The organism is Hyphomonadaceae bacterium ML37 (assembly GCA_027627685.1).
Taxonomy (GTDB): Bacteria; Pseudomonadota; Alphaproteobacteria; order Caulobacterales; family Maricaulaceae; genus Oceanicaulis.
Genome location: CP091241.1, coordinates 1,240,327 through 1,256,937 on the forward strand (window position 1 = coordinate 1,240,327; position 16,611 = coordinate 1,256,937).

The 16,611-nt window shown below is 66.8% G+C and carries 14 protein-coding genes and 1 tRNA gene; 12 read left to right on the plus strand and 3 right to left on the minus strand.

Translation table 11 applies throughout. The annotated features are described in order from the left end of the window. The first annotated feature begins 1 nt into the window (after position 1). Together L2D01_06090 and L2D01_06095 are read left to right on the plus strand one after the other, a co-directional pair. On the plus strand, positions 2–1,855 hold the full coding sequence (locus tag L2D01_06090; GenBank protein ID WBQ11352.1) for a RiPP maturation radical SAM C-methyltransferase: 1,854 nt from the start codon (positions 2–4) through the stop codon (positions 1,853–1,855). A 122-nt stretch (positions 1,856–1,977) separates the two neighbouring features. Next, positions 1,978–3,009 carry an endonuclease/exonuclease/phosphatase family protein gene (locus tag L2D01_06095; protein ID WBQ11353.1) on the plus strand — a complete coding sequence of 344 codons (1,032 nt, stop codon included), beginning with the start codon at positions 1,978–1,980 and terminating at the stop codon, positions 3,007–3,009. 5 nt (positions 3,010–3,014) lie between these two features. On the opposite strand, the gene L2D01_06100 is transcribed toward L2D01_06095, so the two are convergent. Next, a complete protein-coding gene (locus L2D01_06100) occupies positions 3,015–4,706 on the minus strand; it encodes an FAD-dependent oxidoreductase (protein WBQ11354.1) in 1,692 nt (563 codons plus the stop codon). 92 nt (positions 4,707–4,798) lie between these two features. After that, on the minus strand, positions 4,799–5,086 hold the full coding sequence (locus L2D01_06105; GenBank protein WBQ11355.1) for a hypothetical protein: 288 nt from the start codon (positions 5,084–5,086) through the stop codon (positions 4,799–4,801). Positions 5,087–5,197: 111 nt separating this feature from the next. Between L2D01_06105 and L2D01_06110 the strand changes: the two genes are divergently transcribed. The 5 genes from L2D01_06110 (at position 5,198) to gor (ending at position 10,878) form a co-directional block, all read left to right on the plus strand. Further along, on the plus strand, positions 5,198–5,680 hold the full coding sequence (locus L2D01_06110; protein ID WBQ11356.1) for an Rrf2 family transcriptional regulator: 483 nt from the start codon (positions 5,198–5,200) through the stop codon (positions 5,678–5,680). A gap of 124 nt (positions 5,681–5,804) precedes the next feature. Then, a complete protein-coding gene (locus L2D01_06115; protein ID WBQ11357.1) occupies positions 5,805–6,449 on the plus strand; it encodes a peroxiredoxin in 645 nt (214 codons plus the stop codon). Positions 6,450–6,755: 306 nt separating this feature from the next. Next, a complete protein-coding gene (locus L2D01_06120) occupies positions 6,756–7,220 on the plus strand; it encodes a hypothetical protein (GenBank protein ID WBQ11358.1) in 465 nt (154 codons plus the stop codon). Between the two features lie 669 nt (positions 7,221–7,889). Continuing rightward, complete coding sequence (locus L2D01_06125) at positions 7,890–9,395, plus strand: DEAD/DEAH box helicase (protein WBQ11359.1); 1,506 nt, start codon at positions 7,890–7,892, stop codon at positions 9,393–9,395. A gap of 91 nt (positions 9,396–9,486) precedes the next feature. Further along, complete coding sequence (gene gor / locus L2D01_06130) at positions 9,487–10,878, plus strand: glutathione-disulfide reductase (protein ID WBQ11360.1); 1,392 nt, start codon at positions 9,487–9,489, stop codon at positions 10,876–10,878. A 49-nt stretch (positions 10,879–10,927) separates the two neighbouring features. Here the strand turns inward: gor and bfr are convergent, their stop codons facing one another. Beyond that, complete coding sequence (bfr, locus tag L2D01_06135; GenBank protein ID WBQ11361.1) at positions 10,928–11,407, minus strand: bacterioferritin; 480 nt, start codon at positions 11,405–11,407, stop codon at positions 10,928–10,930. A 277-nt stretch (positions 11,408–11,684) separates the two neighbouring features. Here bfr and L2D01_06140 point away from each other — a divergent pair, with 277 nt between their 5' ends. The 5 genes from L2D01_06140 to L2D01_06160 all read left to right on the plus strand — a co-directional run bounded on the left by L2D01_06140 (position 11,685) and on the right by L2D01_06160 (position 16,436). Beyond that, positions 11,685–12,455, plus strand: coding sequence for a ubiquinone biosynthesis protein COQ4 (locus tag L2D01_06140; GenBank protein ID WBQ11362.1), 771 nt, complete (start codon positions 11,685–11,687; stop codon positions 12,453–12,455). A 61-nt stretch (positions 12,456–12,516) separates the two neighbouring features. Next, positions 12,517–12,590: transfer RNA gene (locus L2D01_06145), tRNA-Gly, on the plus strand. A gap of 102 nt (positions 12,591–12,692) precedes the next feature. After that, entirely contained in the window at positions 12,693–14,090 is a 1,398-nt protein-coding gene (locus L2D01_06150) for a putative 2OG-Fe(II) oxygenase (protein WBQ11363.1), read from the plus strand. Between the two features lie 145 nt (positions 14,091–14,235). Then, positions 14,236–15,411 carry an elongation factor Tu gene (tuf, locus tag L2D01_06155; protein ID WBQ11364.1) on the plus strand — a complete coding sequence of 392 codons (1,176 nt, stop codon included), beginning with the start codon at positions 14,236–14,238 and terminating at the stop codon, positions 15,409–15,411. Positions 15,412–15,548: 137 nt separating this feature from the next. Then, a complete protein-coding gene (locus L2D01_06160; GenBank protein ID WBQ11365.1) occupies positions 15,549–16,436 on the plus strand; it encodes a methyltransferase domain-containing protein in 888 nt (295 codons plus the stop codon). The last annotated feature ends 175 nt before the right edge of the window (positions 16,437–16,611 follow it).

The window sequence follows — 16,611 nt, forward strand, 5'->3', positions numbered from 1 at the left end:
CATGGCCCCGCCCGCGTCCGGGGCGCTGGAGCGGCAGAACGCCCCGATTGCGGGCGCGGACAAGGTGCAGGAGAGTGTGGACCGGCTGTTCGACGCCGCGAACTGGCGCGAGGCGGACCTGATTCTGGTGGTGCCGCCCTTCGCCAGTCCTGACTGGCCGTCTCTGGGCGTTCACATCCTGGCCGATCTGGCCCATAGCCGTGGCGTGCGGGCGTGCGTGCTTTACGCCAACCTGTCCTTTGCGCGCCTGGTGGGTCCGGCCTTCTACAGGGAGTTGTGCGTCACACGCACTGGCGACATGGCCGGCGAGCGCCTGTTCCGGCGCGCGTATCACAGGACAGCCTCCCACCCCGGCGCGGCGCCGCAATGCTGGAGCGACCTGGCGGGCGGCAAGGCGGCGCCGTTTGAAGAGGTTCAGGCGCTCGCCGCGCAGTGGTCGGATGCCGTTGCGGTGCGGCTGGCCGCCTCGCCGGCGCGCCATGCCGGGTTCTCCACCACATTCGAACAGACGCTGGCCAGCCTGTCGCTGATCACCCGGCTCAAGACGCTGGCGCCGGACCGGGTGACGCTGCTGGGCGGCGCCAATGCGGACGGACCCATGGGCGCGGCGATCCAGGCCTTCGAGCCGGCGGTCGATCACGTCTTTGTCGGGGAATCCGAGGAGTCCTTCCTTCGCTTCATCGACGAAACCGTTCTGGGGGAACGCCCGGCCCCGGCGTTGTTCCAGGGCGAAAATAACAATGCGCTCAACGAGCTGACTGCGACAGACTATGCCAGCTTCTTCATCCAGTTCGAGGCGCTGGTGATGGCGCCCGGCTGTCCTGAGGGGCTGGATTCATCAGAATTGCGCATCCCGTATGAAACCAGCCGGGGCTGCTGGTGGGGCGCCAAGCATCACTGCACATTCTGCGGGCTGAACGCCAATGGCATGAACCACCGGATCAAGGACCCGGCCAAGGTCGAGGCCGAAATCCATGCGCTGAGCGCGCAGTACAATGTCGACAAGATCATCATGGTCGACAATATCATGCCGCACAGTTATTTTTCGACTTTGCTTCCCGCTTTGACTGAACATGAAAAGAAACTAAGTATATTTTACGAGCAGAAGTCGAATATTTCCCGCGAAAAAATGAAACTGCTCGCCGATGCCGGGGTGCGGTCTATCCAGCCGGGCATTGAATCGCTGTCGACCGGGCTTTTGAAACGGATGCAAAAGGGCGCCAGCGCCCAGACCAATATTGATTGCATGCGCCATGCGCGCGCCTGCGGCGTGGACATTGTCTGGAACGTGCTGGCCGATTTTCCCGGAGACAGCGCGGACGATTATGACGCGATGCTGGCGATCATGGCCCATGTCTGCCATCTCGCCCCGCCCACGGGCGTGTCGACGATCAGTCTCGACCGCTTCAGCCCCTATCACAGCGCACCTGAGCGTCACGGAATAACGGATCTCAGACCGATCGAGGTCTATGAGGAGCTGTTTCCCGGGGCGGACCTGGCGCAGATCGCCTATCACTTCACAGGCGAGTATGACTCTGCGCTGCGCCGCGAGCCGGCATTGCTGGAGGCGTTGGAGGCCGAGGTCGAGGCCTGGCGCAAACTCTGGGAGGACGGAACGCCGCCGGTCTTCTCGCTGTTCGAGCTGGGCGGGGACCGGTTCCTGGTGGCGGACACCCGGCCGATCGCCGTGCGTGACGCGGAGATCGTCAGCCGCGCCCAGGCGCACATTGTCCTGCACGGCGCCCGTGACCTGGATGCGCAGGTCCGTCAGGCGCTGGACCTCAACTATCTGGCGCCGGTGGACGGGCGTTTCGGCGCGGTGTGTTGCGCCGAGCCCTCCAGCGCCGCGTGGTGAGGGCGGCGGGCCGTTGGCCGCCCGGCCGGTAGAGGATTGCCTCCCACTCCACCCTCCGCTCCCCCTCCCGCTCCGCCCCTTTTGCGTGTAAACTCTTCGCGTGGTTTGGTGGGGAGGCGGGCATGAGTGGATTGCCGGACTGGCGCAAGGCGGCGTCGGAAGACGCGGAAGAAAGCCGCTCCATTGCGGCCATGCGCGAGGAGATGGCGGCCTTGCGCGCCGCGCTGGACCTGCAGATCCCGGCCAAGCGGGCGGTGGGGCGCAATCTTCTGGTGGCGACCTGGAATGTGCGCGCCTTTGGCGGGCTCACGGAGGCCTGGCGATCGGGTGATGATGACAGCCCCAAGCGCAACTGGCGGGGCCTGGCCTACATCGCCGAGATCGTGTCGCGGTTTGACGTGATTGCGCTGCAGGAGGTGCGCGGCGAGTTCAAAAGCTTGCGCGAACTGATGAAGACGCTGGGGCCAGGCTGGCAGTTTCTGATGACCGACGTCAATCGCGGCGCGGCCGGGAATAATGAGCGCATGGCCTATGTGTTCGACGCTGCGCGGGTGCGGCTGTCTGGCCTGGCCGGCGAGCTGACCGTGCCGGACGATGACAGGGTATTGGCCCGGCTGGGCGTGGAGCCCGGATCGCCCTTCCGCCAGTTCGCCCGCAGCCCGTATGCGGTGAGTTTCCAGTCGGGGCGCGAGACCTTCATTCTCGTCACCATGCACGTCCTCTACGGCAAGGGCTATGCCGACCGGACGCCGGAGCTGAAAGCCATCGCCGCCTGGCTGAAAGACTGGGCCAAGGACACCGCCAGCTGGGGCCATTCGCTGATGGTGCTGGGCGATTTCAATATCGACCAGCAGGGCGATGTGAATGATCTGGCCTTCCGCTCCACCGGTCTCTACGTGCCGCCCGAGCTCGACGGCCTGCCGCGCACGGTCAGCTTCAAGGCCGACGGCAAGCCGCCGAAATACTACGACCAGATCGCCTGGTTCTGCGAAAAATCAGGCGCCTTTGAACTGGGCATGGAATTCCTCAGCGCCGGGGGCTTCAATTTCAGGGATTTACTGTTCCAGGCCGAACCGAAACTCACCGCCCAATCCATGAGCTGGCGGGTGAGCGATCACCTGCCGCTCTGGTGCGAGTTCGCGGCGCGGCGGTAAGGAGCTCACCCGCCCGCCCCCATCTCCGCCAGCGCGGCATGAATATCACTGACCGTCACCGAGCCTTCGCCCACGGCGCTGGCGACGCGTTTGACCGAGCCGGCGCGCACATCGCCCACGGCGTAGACGCGTTCCAGGCTGGTCTCATACGGGCTGGGCGGGCGCTGGCGGCGCCAGCCCGCGGCGGCGAGGTCGGCGTCGGCCAGCGCGGCGCCGGTCTTGACGAAGCCGCGCGCATCGCGCGCCACGGGTTCAGGCAGCCAGCCGGTGAACGGCGCGGCGCCGATGAACAGGAAGGCGAAGGGGGCGTCCAGGCGCACCGGGCCGCCGGGGGCGTCCAGAGTGAGGGCGGTCAGGCGCAAATCCTCGGGCCGGGCGGCGTCATTGGAATGCAGGGTGGCAATCTCGCTGCCGGGGTGGAGGGTGATGTTGGGCGTCTCTTCAAGGCGGCGCACCAGATATTCCGACATGGTCTCGCGCAGATCCGGGCGGCGGTAGATGACGTGGACGCGCTTTGCGGTGCGGGCGAGGTACACTGCGCCCTGACCGGCGGAATTGCCTGCGCCCACCACGCACACTTCCGCGCCCGCGCACAGCTGACCCTCCAGCGCCGAGGCGCCGTAGTAGATCCCTGCGCCTTCCATCGCTTCGAGACCGTCCAGCGGCAGGCGGCGATATTGCGCGCCGGTGGCGATCACCACGGCGCGGGCGATCAGCGTGCGCCCGTCGCGCATGCGCAGGGCGTAGCGGCCATCGGCGCGCGGCTCCAGCGCCGCAGCGCGCACGGGGGCGGCGAGGCGCACGCCGAATTTCTGGGCCTGGACGGCGGCGCGCTCGGCGAGCTCGCGGCCCGACACGCCGGTGGGAAAGCCCAGATAGTTTTCGATCTTGGACGAGGCGCCGGCCTGGCCGCCCGGCGCCTCGGCGTCCAGCGTCACCACCGACAGGCCTTCAGACCCGGCATAGACCGAGGCGGCCAGACCCGCCGGCCCGGCGCCGACCACCACCACATCCACCTCGCCCTCCTCGGGCAGGACGCCATAGCCCAGCGCCGCGGCCAGCGCGTCCACATCGGGATGGCGCATCACCTGCGCCGCGCCCAGCACCACGGCGGGCAAATCGCTGCGGGTCAGCCCCATCGCCTCCATCACCGGTTCGGCCAGCGGGTCCGTGTCGGGGTCCAGCCAGGTATGGGGCGCGCCCTGACGGGTCAGGAAATCGCGCATGGCGAAGAGCTGGCGGTCATAGGGCGCGCCGATCACGATCAGGGCCCCGAAGCGCGTGGACACCGCAAAGGCGCGCCGGGCGGTGAGGGCGCGCACGAAAATGTCGGACAGCTCACTGTCTTCGACCAGCAAGCGCTGGAAGCGTGCGAAGGGAATGTGCAGCACCTCGCCGGCCTTGCCCATGACGGTGCGCCCCATCACCGCCGCGCCGGTGAGCACCGCGATATCGCCCGCAAACTGGCCGCGCTCCATCCAGCCGCGCCGCACCGGACCGGTGGGGGAATCGATGAAGATGTGGGTTTCCCCCGACACGGTGACCAGCATGTCGGTGCACCGCTCGCCAAAGGCGGACAGAACCGCGCCCTCGGCATGGCGGCGCACTTCGCCCCAGGCCATCAGGCGGGCAAGCTGTTCGTCATTGAAGGTGTAATTGATGTCCGGCGTGCTGGCTGGCTGCGTCGTCGCTCCCATCGTCCGCTCCCGCTGCGGCGATCGCGCCGTCACAGGCGAATATGGCGGGGCGGTGGGTGGAGTTCCAGAGGGCAATCAACAGCGGCGCCGTCTCAGCGCGGCGGCGCGTTCCCGTTCTCGTCTTCGCCCTCGTCCGGCGGCGCCATGGGGTCATGCTTGCGGCTGGGCGGGAACATGACGGCGATGCCGATCTGGACGCTGATGAAGGTGGACGAGATCAGGAAGGCGAGCATCAGGCGCAGGACCGTGCCCTCTGTGCTGGCGCGGGTGAGGGTGCGGATCGCGCCCACGTCCAGCACCAGGATCAGGGCGGTGAAGGCGATCCCGATGCAAAAGCCGATCAGGCCGTGACGCAGGATGAAGCGGATCAGCGGGGGCATGGACGGACTTTCCTGCGGGTGGCGGTACCCGGGCGGCGCGACAGGCAATCATGGTCCCAACCGGGATGAAAGCGTTCTAGGGTATGACAAACTGACGCGCGGGGAAGTGCGATGAAGCTCACTCAATTTTCCAACTACGCCCTTAGAATCCTCCAGTTCGCAGCGTTGCGCGCCCCCGATCATGTTCAGATGGAGCAGGTTGCGCGCGCCCATGGGATCTCGCGCCACCACTTGCTCAAGGCGGCCAACACGCTGGCGCGCGAGGGCTTTCTGGAGGTGGTGCGCGGGCGGGGCGGCGGTGTGAAGCTGGCGCGCCGGGCAGACTCCATCACCGTCGGGGAGGTGGTGCGCCATACCGAAGGTCCGATCGAGCTGGTGGAATGCTTCAACAGCGACACCAACACCTGCCCGCTGATCGGCGTGTGCCGGCTGTCCGCGGCGATGAAGCGGGCGATGCAAGCCTTTCTCGCCGAGCTGGACCAGGTGACGATCGCCGATATCGCCAGCAACCGGCCGGTGTTGCTGGACCGTCTGGCAGGCCGGGATGGCGCGCCCGAACCGGCCGGTGCACCGCCGGCTCAGCCCCGGTCGTGACAGGCCTATAGGGCCGGTCTATATCCTCCATCCCTTTAATGAGTATTTCAAATATGACTTTTTATGCGATGGTCCTGTCAACGCGCCGCACTGGTTCGGCGCGATGTCTGTAAAGGATGAAGACATGACTGACTTCGCCCCCGTGCAATTGCCCCGTCTGAACGAGCCGGCCCCGGCGTTTGACGCGCCGACCACCCACGGCCGCAAAACCCTCGCCGACTACAAGGGCAAATGGCTGATTCTGTTCTCGCACCCGGCGGATTTCACGCCGGTGTGCACCACCGAATTCATCGCGTTCGCCAAGGCGCAGGACCGGTTCTCGGCGCTGAATGTGGAGTTGCTGGGCCTGTCGATCGACAGCCATTACGCCCACATCGCCTGGGTCCGGAACATCAAGGAGAAGTTTGGCGTCGAGATCGGTTTTCCGATCATCGCCGACCTGTCCATGAATGTCGCCCATGCTTATGGCATGGTCCAGCCGGGCGCCTCGGACACGGCGGCGGTGCGCGCCACCTTTCTGATCGACCCCGAGGGGGTTTTGCGGGCCATGGTCTATTATCCCATGTCCAATGGCCGCTCGATTGAGGAGTTTGTCCGCCTTGTGCAGGCGCTGCAGACGTCAGATCGCGAGAAAGTGGCTACGCCTGAAGGCTGGCAGCCGGGTGACCGGGTGATCGTGCCGCCGCCGGCAACTTCGGCTGCAGCGGATGCGCGGGCCTCTGAAGGGTATGACACCACTGACTGGTATTTCTCGACACGCGAGCTGTGACGACCTGGCTCACAGCCCAATCTTGAATGACCCAATGAACAGGGCGGACGCGTGGCGCCCGTCCCGTTCGCCCATGCCGCCGGTGGCTGTCTTGCGCTATAGGGCCAATCGATGGCCTGGCTCGCTGCGCTCATGACCTTCGGGCCGCAAAGACAGCCATCCATACCGGGCGATGCGCCTTTGACTAAAACACGTATATGATATACGACTATATCCGCGTCGTGGCATTGGTCCCGAGGCGCTCGCCGTGTGATCCCAGGCAGCCCTGCTGCCTCGGTCGCCGGTCCCAACACCGGAGGATTTCCAATGAAACATCTCGTTTTCGCGCTCGCGCTCGCCGCGATCCCTGCCGCCGCCTGCGCCAGCGCTGACACACAGGACGCAGCGGAGTCCGCTGAGGCCCCGCGCCAGCTGGTGACCATTGTCACCGCCGCCGATCCGCAGACCCAGCTGATGGCCATGGTGCTGACCGCCGCCTCCGTGCGCCAGGGCGCGCAGGCGCATGTCATGCTGTGCGGACCGGCCGGGGATATCGCCCTGCGCGACGCGCCCGCCAGCGCCACGGACGGCCAGGCGCCGCGCGGCGCCAGCCCGCAGGGCCTGTTGCAGACCCTGATGGGCGACCACGGTGTGACGGTGGAGGTGTGCGCCATCTACCTGCCGGGCCTGGGCGCCGACTCCTCGGTCCTGATCGACGGTGTGACGCCCGCCTCGCCCGACGCCATGGCGGCGCGCTTGCTGGATCCCAACGCGGCGGTGCTGACGTTTTAGGTTGGGCCTGATCCCCTTTACCTCAGCGGCAAGGCGAGTCTCTGTCTTGAGGCGATGCCCGGGGCCGGCTCCAGCCTGAGGCGCCCCGGGGGTCAATTCTCCCCATCGTTCCATGCTGGAAGAAACCGCAAGGCGATCGCAGGCAGTCAAGGACGGCCCTTCGGGCCGCCGCTGTGCGGCGACCGAGCAAAGCTCGGTCGCCCTTGACAGCCAGCGACGCTTGCGAAAATGGCTCAGCAAGGAACGATGGGGAGATGGGGTCGCATTGCGCTGGAAAACGGACCGTCTTCTCCCCACAAGCGGCAAAGGAAAGCAAGGCGGCGGCCTGAGCCATTCACCGCGAGGCCGGATGAGCCGGCCCGCCTGCTCATATGCGATCACCCTCGCCGCAAGCGGTGAAGACAGAAGCGCCCCCCATCCCATCTACCGCCTTGCTTTCGCCATCAAACCCGGTCATAGAGCGCCCATCGCATGAAGCGCGGGCGTAGAGGCGGATGAAACCGCCCACGTGCTTCGATCGGATCGGCAAGGCGGCCATGGGCCGCCATGATTCAGTCCGGGCGAGGGCCTTGAAGGCCCGTCGACGGCGGCTGATCTGCGCGGACGCTTTCCCATAACTGATTGAAATGGCCGGCTGGCGTGCGCGCCCCCGGTCAGAAGGAATGTGCTTTGACCACTTTTGCTCAGCTCGGCCTGGCCGAGCCCGTTTTGCGTGCCGTGACTGCGGAAGGGTATGAAATCCCGACCCCGATCCAGGCGCGCGCCATCCCGCTGTTTCTCACCGGGCGCGACATGGTCGGCCTGGCCCAGACCGGCACCGGCAAGACGGCGGCCTTCGTGCTGCCGCTGCTCACCCGCCTTCTGGCGGACAACAAGAAAGCGCCGGGCCTGTCGTGCCGCGCGCTGATCCTGGCGCCGACGCGCGAACTGGCCGCCCAGATCGGCGCGTCCGTCGCCGCCTATGGCAAATTCACCGGCCTGACCCACACCGTGGTCTATGGCGGCGCCAAGGCCGGCCCGCAAATCCGCGCGCTGGCGCGCGGCGTTGACGTGCTGGTGGCCACGCCCGGCCGTCTGCTCGATCACATGCAGGCGGGCAAGCTGCGTCTGGACCTGACCCGCACAGTGGTGCTGGACGAGGCCGACCAGATGCTCGATCTCGGCTTCATGCCGGCGATCCGCCGCATCCTGCAGGCTGCGGCGCGCCCGCGCACCACGGTGATGTTCTCGGCCACCATGCCCCAGGCGATCCGCCAGCTGGCGGACGACTTCCTGGACGATCCGGCCACCATCTCGGTGTCGGCGCCCTCGCGCCCCATCGAAGCCATCACCCAGAACGTGTTCTATGTGGATGGCGGCGCCAAGCCGGACGCGCTGATCGATCTGCTCGCCCCCGAAGCGGGCCGCCGGGCGATCATCTTCACGCGCACCAAGCGCGGCGCCGACAAGGTCACCAAGCGCCTGGTGGAATACGGCCACAAGGCCGCGGCCATCCATGGCAACAAGACGCAGGGCCAGCGCGAGCGTGCTCTGGCGGCGTTCCGGTCGGGCGCTGCGCCCGTGCTGGTGGCCACTGACATCGCCGCGCGCGGCATTGATGTCGACGGCATCGAACTGGTGGTCAATTACGAGCTGCCCAACGTGGCTGAAAGCTATGTCCACCGCATCGGCCGCACCGCGCGCGCCGGCGCGACGGGCCGTGCTGTGTCGCTGGTGGCGCCCGATGAGCGGGGCCTGCTGAAAGACATCGAGAAGCTGACCGGCAAACCCATCGCCGGACTGAACGAAGCGCCGCCGGTGGCGCGTGGGTCCGCGTCGCGTCCGGCGCGTCCGCAGCAGAAACGCGGCGGCGGCGGCGGCGGTGGTGGTGGCGGCGGACGTCCGCGCGCTGCGGGTTCGGGCGGCGCTGATCGCGGTGAGCGCGGTGAACGCAGCGCTCAAGGCGGCCAGGGCGGCGGCGAGCGCGGCGGTCAGGGCGGTGGAAACCGCAGCGGCCAGGGCGGCGGCAATCGCAATGGCCAGGGCGGCGGCAGCCGCTCGGGTCCGGGCGGCGGCAATCGCGGTGGTCAGGGCGGCAATCGTGGCGGTCAGGGTGGAAGCCGTGGCGGCCAGGGTGGTCAAGGCGGCCAGAGCGGCGGTCAGAACCGCAGCAAGCCGCGCGCTCACGCCTCGTAAACGGCGATCGGTCGCAGACGCGTGAATTGACCAGGGGGCTCCGGGCCGTCAGTTAGTCCCTACAGGACACTGACGCAGCACGGGGCGCCCCATGGCCGATTTCGACTACGACCTTTTCACCATCGGCGCCGGGTCTGGCGGGGTGCGCGCGTCGCGCCTCGCCAGCCTGTCCGGGGCCAAGACAGCGGTGGCCGAGGAATACCGGCCGGGCGGCACCTGCGTCATCCGCGGCTGCGTGCCCAAGAAATTCATGGTCTACGCCTCCAGCTTCGCCAAGACTTTCCGCCAGGCCGAGGGCTATGGCTGGACCGTCGGCGAGGCGCGCTTTGACTGGCCGGCCTTTCGCGAATCCATGCTGGGCGAGGTGGACCGCCTGTCGGGCATCTACGCCAAAAACCTCGCCAATGCTGGCGTGGAGCTGATCGAGGACCGCGCCGAGCTGGCCGGTCCCCACGAAATCCGCCTAGTCAAATCCGGGCGCACGGTGACCGCGCGCAATATCCTGATCGCCACGGGCGGCGTCCCCAACCGGCCTGAAGGCGTGACCGGCGCCGAGCACGCCATCACCTCCAATGAATTATTCCATCTCGACACACTGCCCGAGCACTTGGTCATCGCCGGGGGCGGGTATATCGCGTGCGAGTTTGCGCAAGTGTTCGCCGGGCTGGGGGTGAAGACGTGCCTGGTCTATCGCGGCGACACGGTGCTGCGCGGGTTTGACGATGATGTGCGCGCCTTTGTCCACGAACAGCTGAAAGAGAGCGGCGTGCGGGTGGTGACCCATGCGGTGTTCACAGCCATCGAACCATCAGCGCGTGAGGGCTTCCATACGGTCCATCTCGATACCGGCGACGCCCTGGAGTCAGACGCCGTGGTGCTGGCCACCGGGCGCGACCCCTATACCGCCGGGCTGGGGCTTGAGGCCGCCGGGGTGGAGGTGCTGGAGAATGGCGCGATCAAGGTCGATGAATACTCGCGCACCAGCGTGGACCACATCTACGCCGTGGGCGATGTAACCAACCGGATGAACCTCACCCCCGTCGCGATCCGCGAGGCGATGGCCTTTGTCCAGACGGTGTTTCACGACCGGCCAACCGCCTTTGACCACAGCGATATTGCGTCAGCCGTCTTCACCCAGCCGCCCGTCGGCACTGTGGGGCTGAGCGAGGCCGATGCGCGGCGCATCCATGGCAAGATCGATATCTACAAGAGCAAGTTCCGCCCGATGAAGGGCATGCTGACCGAGAAGCCCGACTGGATGCTGATGAAGCTGGTGGTGCGCGCCGCGGATCAGGTGGTGGTGGGCGTGCACATTGTCGGTGATGACGCGCCGGAGATCATCCAGGCGGTGGGCATTGCGGTGAAAGCCAAACTCACCAAGGCCCAGTTCGACGCGGCCTGCGCGGTGCATCCGACGGTGGCCGAGGAGCTGGTGACGATGCGCGAGAAATGGACCGACCCGACTTTAAGCGCGGCGGAATGATCCGCCGCGCCTGACACGGTTTTGATCAAAGGGGTCTGACGGCCCGCCGTCAGTCGTCATGGCCGCCCATCTGGGACTGCATGTAGCGGTCTTCGCCAATCTTCTCGATCAGGCCCAGCTGGGTCTCGAGGAAGTCGATATGCTCCTCCTCGGACTTCAGGATGGAATCAAACAGCTGGCGCGAGACATAGTCACCGGCGCTTTCGCAATAGGCCACGGCCTCCTTGTAGATCGGATGCGCGCGGCGCTCGGCCTCCAGATCGCATTCCAGGATTTCCTTGACCGTCTCGCCGATCAGCACCTTGCCCAGATCCTGCACATTGGGCAGGCCCTCCAGGAACAGGATGCGTTCGATCAGCGCGTCGGCATGCTTCATCTCGTCGATGGATTCTTCGTATTCCACCTTGGCAAGGCGCGAAAAGCCCCAATCTTTCAGCATGCGCGCATGCAGGAAGTACTGGTTGACCGTGGTCAGCTCCAGCTTCAGCGCCTTGTTGAGGTGCTCGATGACTTTGGGATCGCCCTTCATGGATTCGGCTCCGGTGCAGGAAACAGGTTGAGGCTCAATGTAACATCGATTCTGTGGCGGCCAAGTGATTGAAAGATATTTGACAAGTCACTGAGAAGCATTCGCGCGCCTCAACTGAGACGCGTTTGCAGGGGCGGGCCCTGGAAGGCTGGCGACGCGCTGCGCGCGGGCACCGTGGCGGCGCCCCCGATGTGAACGGCGTTCACTTTTGTCTTCCGCCGGAGTATGCTCGTGGCTAGCCGCCCGATCATCGCCCCGACTACCGAAGGAAGCCGACATGGCCGCGTCTTCAACCGGCGCTTACGCCTTTCCGTTCCAGCCCTTGCGCCCGCTGGCCGCGCTCGGGGCATTTCGCGATCTGGTCAATGATCCTGAAGACACCCGCCACGTCTTCCGCTTCTTCTCCGCCGCCCAGGGGCGCACGGGCGAAGACAGCTTCCGGCGCTTTTGCGACAGCGCGTATGGCCGCGGCGTGATCGCCAACCGCCAGAGCCTGGCCGATGCGCTCACCGGCCGTGCGCAGCTGGAAGCCCACGGGCCGGGCACGTTCGCGGCGGCCTATCTGCATTATCTTGACAGCGAAGGCCTCGACCCGCTGGGCGTGCACGAGGCGGCGGTGGCGGTGAATCCCGGCCATTACGAGATGCTGGACCGCGATTACCCGCAGTTCAGCGCCTATATGTGGTCCATGAGCCTGACCCATGATTTGTATCACGTGCTCACCGGCTATGGCCGCAACCCGCTGGGCGAGGCTTTGCTGCTGGTGTTCACCGGCGTGCAGACCGGCTCGCGCGGTTCGCGGCTGCTGGGGGCCATGGCGGGTCTGCGCATCCGTTCGGAAATCATGCGCTGGCCTGTGGGGCGCATGATGCGCAACGCAGCCGCCATGGCGCGTGCGGCCAGACCGATGCCGGTGCAGGATCTGTCAGCCCTGTTCGCCCTTCCGCTGGATGAGGCGCGTGCGGCCCTGTCCATTACGCCCGATCCGCTCTACCGCGACACGCTGGCGGCCTGGACCGGACCCCAGCCGATCACGGCGCGCGTTTGAACAGGCTTGGCGCCGAAGGTCTCGACGCGCGGGCGATCAGCTTGTATCAAACCGGTCCCTCGCGGGTGTAGTTCAATGGTAGAACGTCAGCCTTCCAAGCTGAATATGTCGGTTCGATCCCGTCCACCCGCTCCAGATTTTTTCGCCACTTGATGATTTGAAGGGCGAACTCTGCGCCCCGGCCCTTGACGGCGCCTGCCGCGCGCGGCTCGCTGTGCCGCCGTGGGAGGACGCCGCATGCCCGAATCCTTGCAGGCCCTGTGCGCGCGCGCCGATGCGCTCAAGGCGCAAAAGCGTCTCGACGAGGCGCTGGCGGTGCATGAGGCGGCTGCGGCGGCCTATCCCGACAATCCGGTCGCGCTGCATAACCTCGCCGCCAGCCAGGGCGATTGCGGGCGTCACGAGGCCAGCGCCGCCAATGCGCGCCGGGCCATCGCGCTGGGGCTGAAGGCGGGCGAGACGCGGGTTGTGCTGGCGCGCGCGCTGATGCAGCTGGGCGCACTTGATGCAGCGGCGGAGGCCTATGACGCGGCGTGCGCCATCAATGGCGCCATGGTGGACGCCCAGCTGGAGCGCTGCCAGCTGATCTGGATGCGCACCGGCGACCGGGGGCAGGCGCTGAGCGCGCTGGAGCGTGACATCGCGGCCCGGCCGGGCTTTGGACCTCTGGAATATGTGCGGGCGCGCGCGCTCGATTATATGGGCGATCTTGAGGGCGCGTGCGCGCAGATTGAGGCGCTGGCGGCGCGCGAGCCGGGCCAGCTCGTGCTGCAATGCGCGGCGGTCTATCTGCTCACCCGGGCCGGGCGGCTGGAGGCGGCGCGGGCGCGGGCGCGTCAGGCGCTGCAGATCGCGCCGCGTGAGTTCACCGCGTTGGAAGCCTGGACCCATGTCTGCCTGGCCGAGGGCGATAGCGACGGGGCGGATGCGGCGGCCAAACGCCTGCTGTCGCTGGCGCCGGACAATCAGAACGCGGTCAATCTGCAGGCCATGGCCTGGCGCATGCGCGGCGATCCGCGCTTTGACGCGCTCTATGACTATGACGCGCTGGTGCGCCCGCAAACGATCGCGCCGCCGCCGGGCTGGAGCAGCAAGGAGGCGTATCTCTCTGATCTCGCCACCGAGCTGAAAGCCGCCCATCCCTACCGCACCCACCCGTTTGGACAGTCGGTGCGCCATGGCAGCCAGCGCCCGGACATATTGTCGGTGCAGAGCCCCGCCATCCAGGCGTTCCGCCACGCGCTGGACCCGCTGGTGGACGCGTATATCGAGGGACTGGGTCAGGGCGGTGATCCCTTGCGGCGGCGCCGGGCGGGGCGCTGGCGCATTCACGGCGTCTGGTCGGTCTGGCTGACGCCGGGCGGGTTCCATACCGATCATGTCCACCCCGATGGCTGGATTTCGTCGGCCTTCTATGTGGCGCTGCCAGATGCGGTCGGCGCGGGCGGGCGCGAGGGCTGGATCCGCTTTGGCGAGGCAGGTGTTCCGGTCACGCCGGCCCAGAGCGCGCAGCACTGGGTGAAGCCCGAACCGGGCATGCTTGTCCTGTTTCCCTCGTACATGTGGCACGGCACCGTCCGGTTCGGCGGCGAACAGGCGCGCCTGACCATGGCCATGGATATCGTGCCGGCCTGAGCGCGCATGCCTGAGCCTGCATGGCGGGGCCGCGTTTGACACTTGCATGCGCGGCGCGCGGGCGTTATGCCCCGCCCTCAGTTTTCAAGGGCGTCCGGCAAGCAGGCCGCTCCATGCACAGCACCAGCGTAAGGGTCTGAAGACAATGGCCAAGGGTAAGTTTGAGCGTAACAAGCCGCACGTCAACATTGGCACGATTGGTCACGTTGACCATGGCAAGACGACGCTGACGGCTGCGATTACGAAGTATTTCGGCGAGTTCCGGGCGTATGACCAGATTGACGGGGCGCCCGAAGAGAAGGCGCGCGGGATCACGATCTCGACGGCGCACGTCGAGTACGAGACGCCGGGCCGGCACTACGCCCACGTCGACTGCCCGGGCCACGCGGACTATGTGAAGAACATGATCACGGGCGCGGCGCAGATGGACGGCGCGATTCTGGTGGTGAACGCGGCTGACGGCCCGATGCCGCAGACGCGCGAGCACATCCTGCTGGCCCGTCAGGTGGGCGTGCCCGCCCTGGTGGTGTTCCTCAACAAGGTCGACCAGGTCGACGACGCCGAGCTTCTGGAGCTGGTGGAGATGGAAGTGCGCGAGCTTCTGTCGTCCTACGACTTCCCAGGCGACGATATTCCGATCATCGCCGGCTCGGCCCTGCACGCGATGAACGGCACGCAGCCGGAGATCGGCGAGAACCAGATCAAGGCGCTGATGGCGGCTGTGGACGAGTATATCCCGACCCCGGAACGCGCCATTGACCAGCCCTTCCTGATGCCGATCGAAGACGTGTTCTCCATCTCGGGCCGCGGCACGGTGGTGACCGGGCGTGTCGAGCGCGGCATCGTGAAAGTGGGCGACGAGATCGAGATCGTGGGCCTGCGCGACACCAAGAAGACGATCTGCACGGGCGTGGAAATGTTCCGCAAGCTGCTCGACCAGGGCCAGGCGGGCGATAACGTCGGCGTTCTCTTGCGCGGCGTGGACCGCGAGGGCGTGGAGCGCGGCCAGGTGCTGTGCAAGCCCGGCACGATCAAGCCGCACAAGAAGTTCGTGGCTGAAGCCTATATCCTGACCAAGGAAGAGGGCGGGCGTCACACCCCGTTCTTCACCAACTACCGTCCGCAGTTCTACTTCCGCACGACGGACGTGACGGGCGTGGTGAGCCTTCTGGAAGGCACCGAGATGGTGATGCCGGGCGATAATGTGGAGATCAACGTCGAACTGATCACCCCGATCGCCATGGAAGAGAAGCTGCGCTTCGCCATCCGCGAAGGCGGCCGCACGGTCGGCGCCGGCGTGGTGGCCAAGATCGTCGAGTAATCGGCGGCCCCATCTGACACACTGCGACGCGGCCCGGCCCCCAAAGCCGGGCCGCGCTGCGTTGGAGGCGCCGTGTGCGCTGACGGGCGCGGGGCAGGGCGCTAGGCTGGCGCCCGAACCAGACGGGGAGGCCTGCCATGGACGGACGCGAGACCTGGAGCCGGTATTGGGCGTCGGGCCAGACCCATAGCTGTTTCGCGGCCGGCAAACCCTTCGATAGCGGGTTTGTCTGGAAAGAGTTTTTCGATGCGCTGGCGCCAGGCGCCCGGGTGCTCGATCTCGCCTGCGGGGCCGGGGCGCTGACCCGGCTGGCGGTCGACCATCCCCATGGCTTTGAGGTGACCGGCGCCGATTATGCCGACACGCTGGCCCCCATTGAGGGCGCGCACGTGGTGGCCGGCGCAGCGCTGGAAGCGCTTCCCTTCGAAGCCGGATCGTTTGACGCGGCCATCTCCCAGTTCGGGCTGGAATACGCCGACACAGGCGCGGCGCTGCGCGAGGCGGCGCGGGTGCTGGCGCCGGGCGGGCGACTGGGCGTGCTCGCCCATGCGCGTGATGGCGAGGCGGTCGCCGCGGCCCGTGCGCGGATTGCGCGGGCTTCCAGCTTGATCGCGCCCGGCGGGCTGGCCGCGCAGGTGCGCGCCCTGGGCGAGGCGCGCGCGAGCGGGCAGGGCGAGGCCCAGGCGTTCGAGACCGTGCGCCGCCTGTTCACCGAGGAAACCGCCCGCCCGCTTGACGAAACCACCCATTGGGCGATGAGCTTTCTGGCCGAAATACTCAACAAGAAAGACCGCTTCCCGCCGCCCTATCTGATCGAGAATGCTCAGACCGTTCTGAACGAAGTCTCCGCGCACTGCGCACGGCTCACATTGATGACTGAAGCATCGTTGGACGAGGCCGGCGCGCTGGCGCTGGCGCAGACGGCGCGCGCCGCCGGGTTGTCCACAGACGGTTCCGAAGCTGTGCGTGACAACGCCGGCCGGCCCGTGGGCTGGTGGATATCGGGGCGAGTCGAACCTGAGTAATGCGCCAAAGAGTATGCCCATTCATTTGAGATAGTTGGGGCGGTGACTCTGCGCGCCCCGAATTGCGAAGCGCGCCGGCGGGCGTAAGGTCACGCGCTCACGGGGCTTTACCGCCCGATTGCGGCGGGAAATCTGCACCGGAACGTCAAGCGGCGGCGCCGGAGCGGCGTCTGCA

Coding starts and splice junctions, on each gene's coding strand:
- L2D01_06090 (WBQ11352.1), top strand. CDS start 2: ATGGCCCCGCCCGCGTCCGGGGCGCTGGAGCGGCAGAACGCCCCGATT.
- L2D01_06095 (WBQ11353.1), top strand. CDS start 1,978: ATGAGTGGATTGCCGGACTGGCGCAAGGCGGCGTCGGAAGACGCGGAA.
- L2D01_06100 (WBQ11354.1), bottom strand. CDS start 4,706: ATGGGAGCGACGACGCAGCCAGCCAGCACGCCGGACATCAATTACACC.
- L2D01_06105 (WBQ11355.1), bottom strand. CDS start 5,086: ATGCCCCCGCTGATCCGCTTCATCCTGCGTCACGGCCTGATCGGCTTT.
- L2D01_06110 (WBQ11356.1), top strand. CDS start 5,198: ATGAAGCTCACTCAATTTTCCAACTACGCCCTTAGAATCCTCCAGTTC.
- L2D01_06115 (WBQ11357.1), top strand. CDS start 5,805: ATGACTGACTTCGCCCCCGTGCAATTGCCCCGTCTGAACGAGCCGGCC.
- L2D01_06120 (WBQ11358.1), top strand. CDS start 6,756: ATGAAACATCTCGTTTTCGCGCTCGCGCTCGCCGCGATCCCTGCCGCC.
- gor (WBQ11360.1), top strand. CDS start 9,487: ATGGCCGATTTCGACTACGACCTTTTCACCATCGGCGCCGGGTCTGGC.
- bfr (WBQ11361.1), bottom strand. CDS start 11,407: ATGAAGGGCGATCCCAAAGTCATCGAGCACCTCAACAAGGCGCTGAAG.
- L2D01_06140 (WBQ11362.1), top strand. CDS start 11,685: ATGGCCGCGTCTTCAACCGGCGCTTACGCCTTTCCGTTCCAGCCCTTG.
- L2D01_06150 (WBQ11363.1), top strand. CDS start 12,693: ATGCCCGAATCCTTGCAGGCCCTGTGCGCGCGCGCCGATGCGCTCAAG.
- tuf (WBQ11364.1), top strand. CDS start 14,236: ATGGCCAAGGGTAAGTTTGAGCGTAACAAGCCGCACGTCAACATTGGC.
- L2D01_06160 (WBQ11365.1), top strand. CDS start 15,549: ATGGACGGACGCGAGACCTGGAGCCGGTATTGGGCGTCGGGCCAGACC.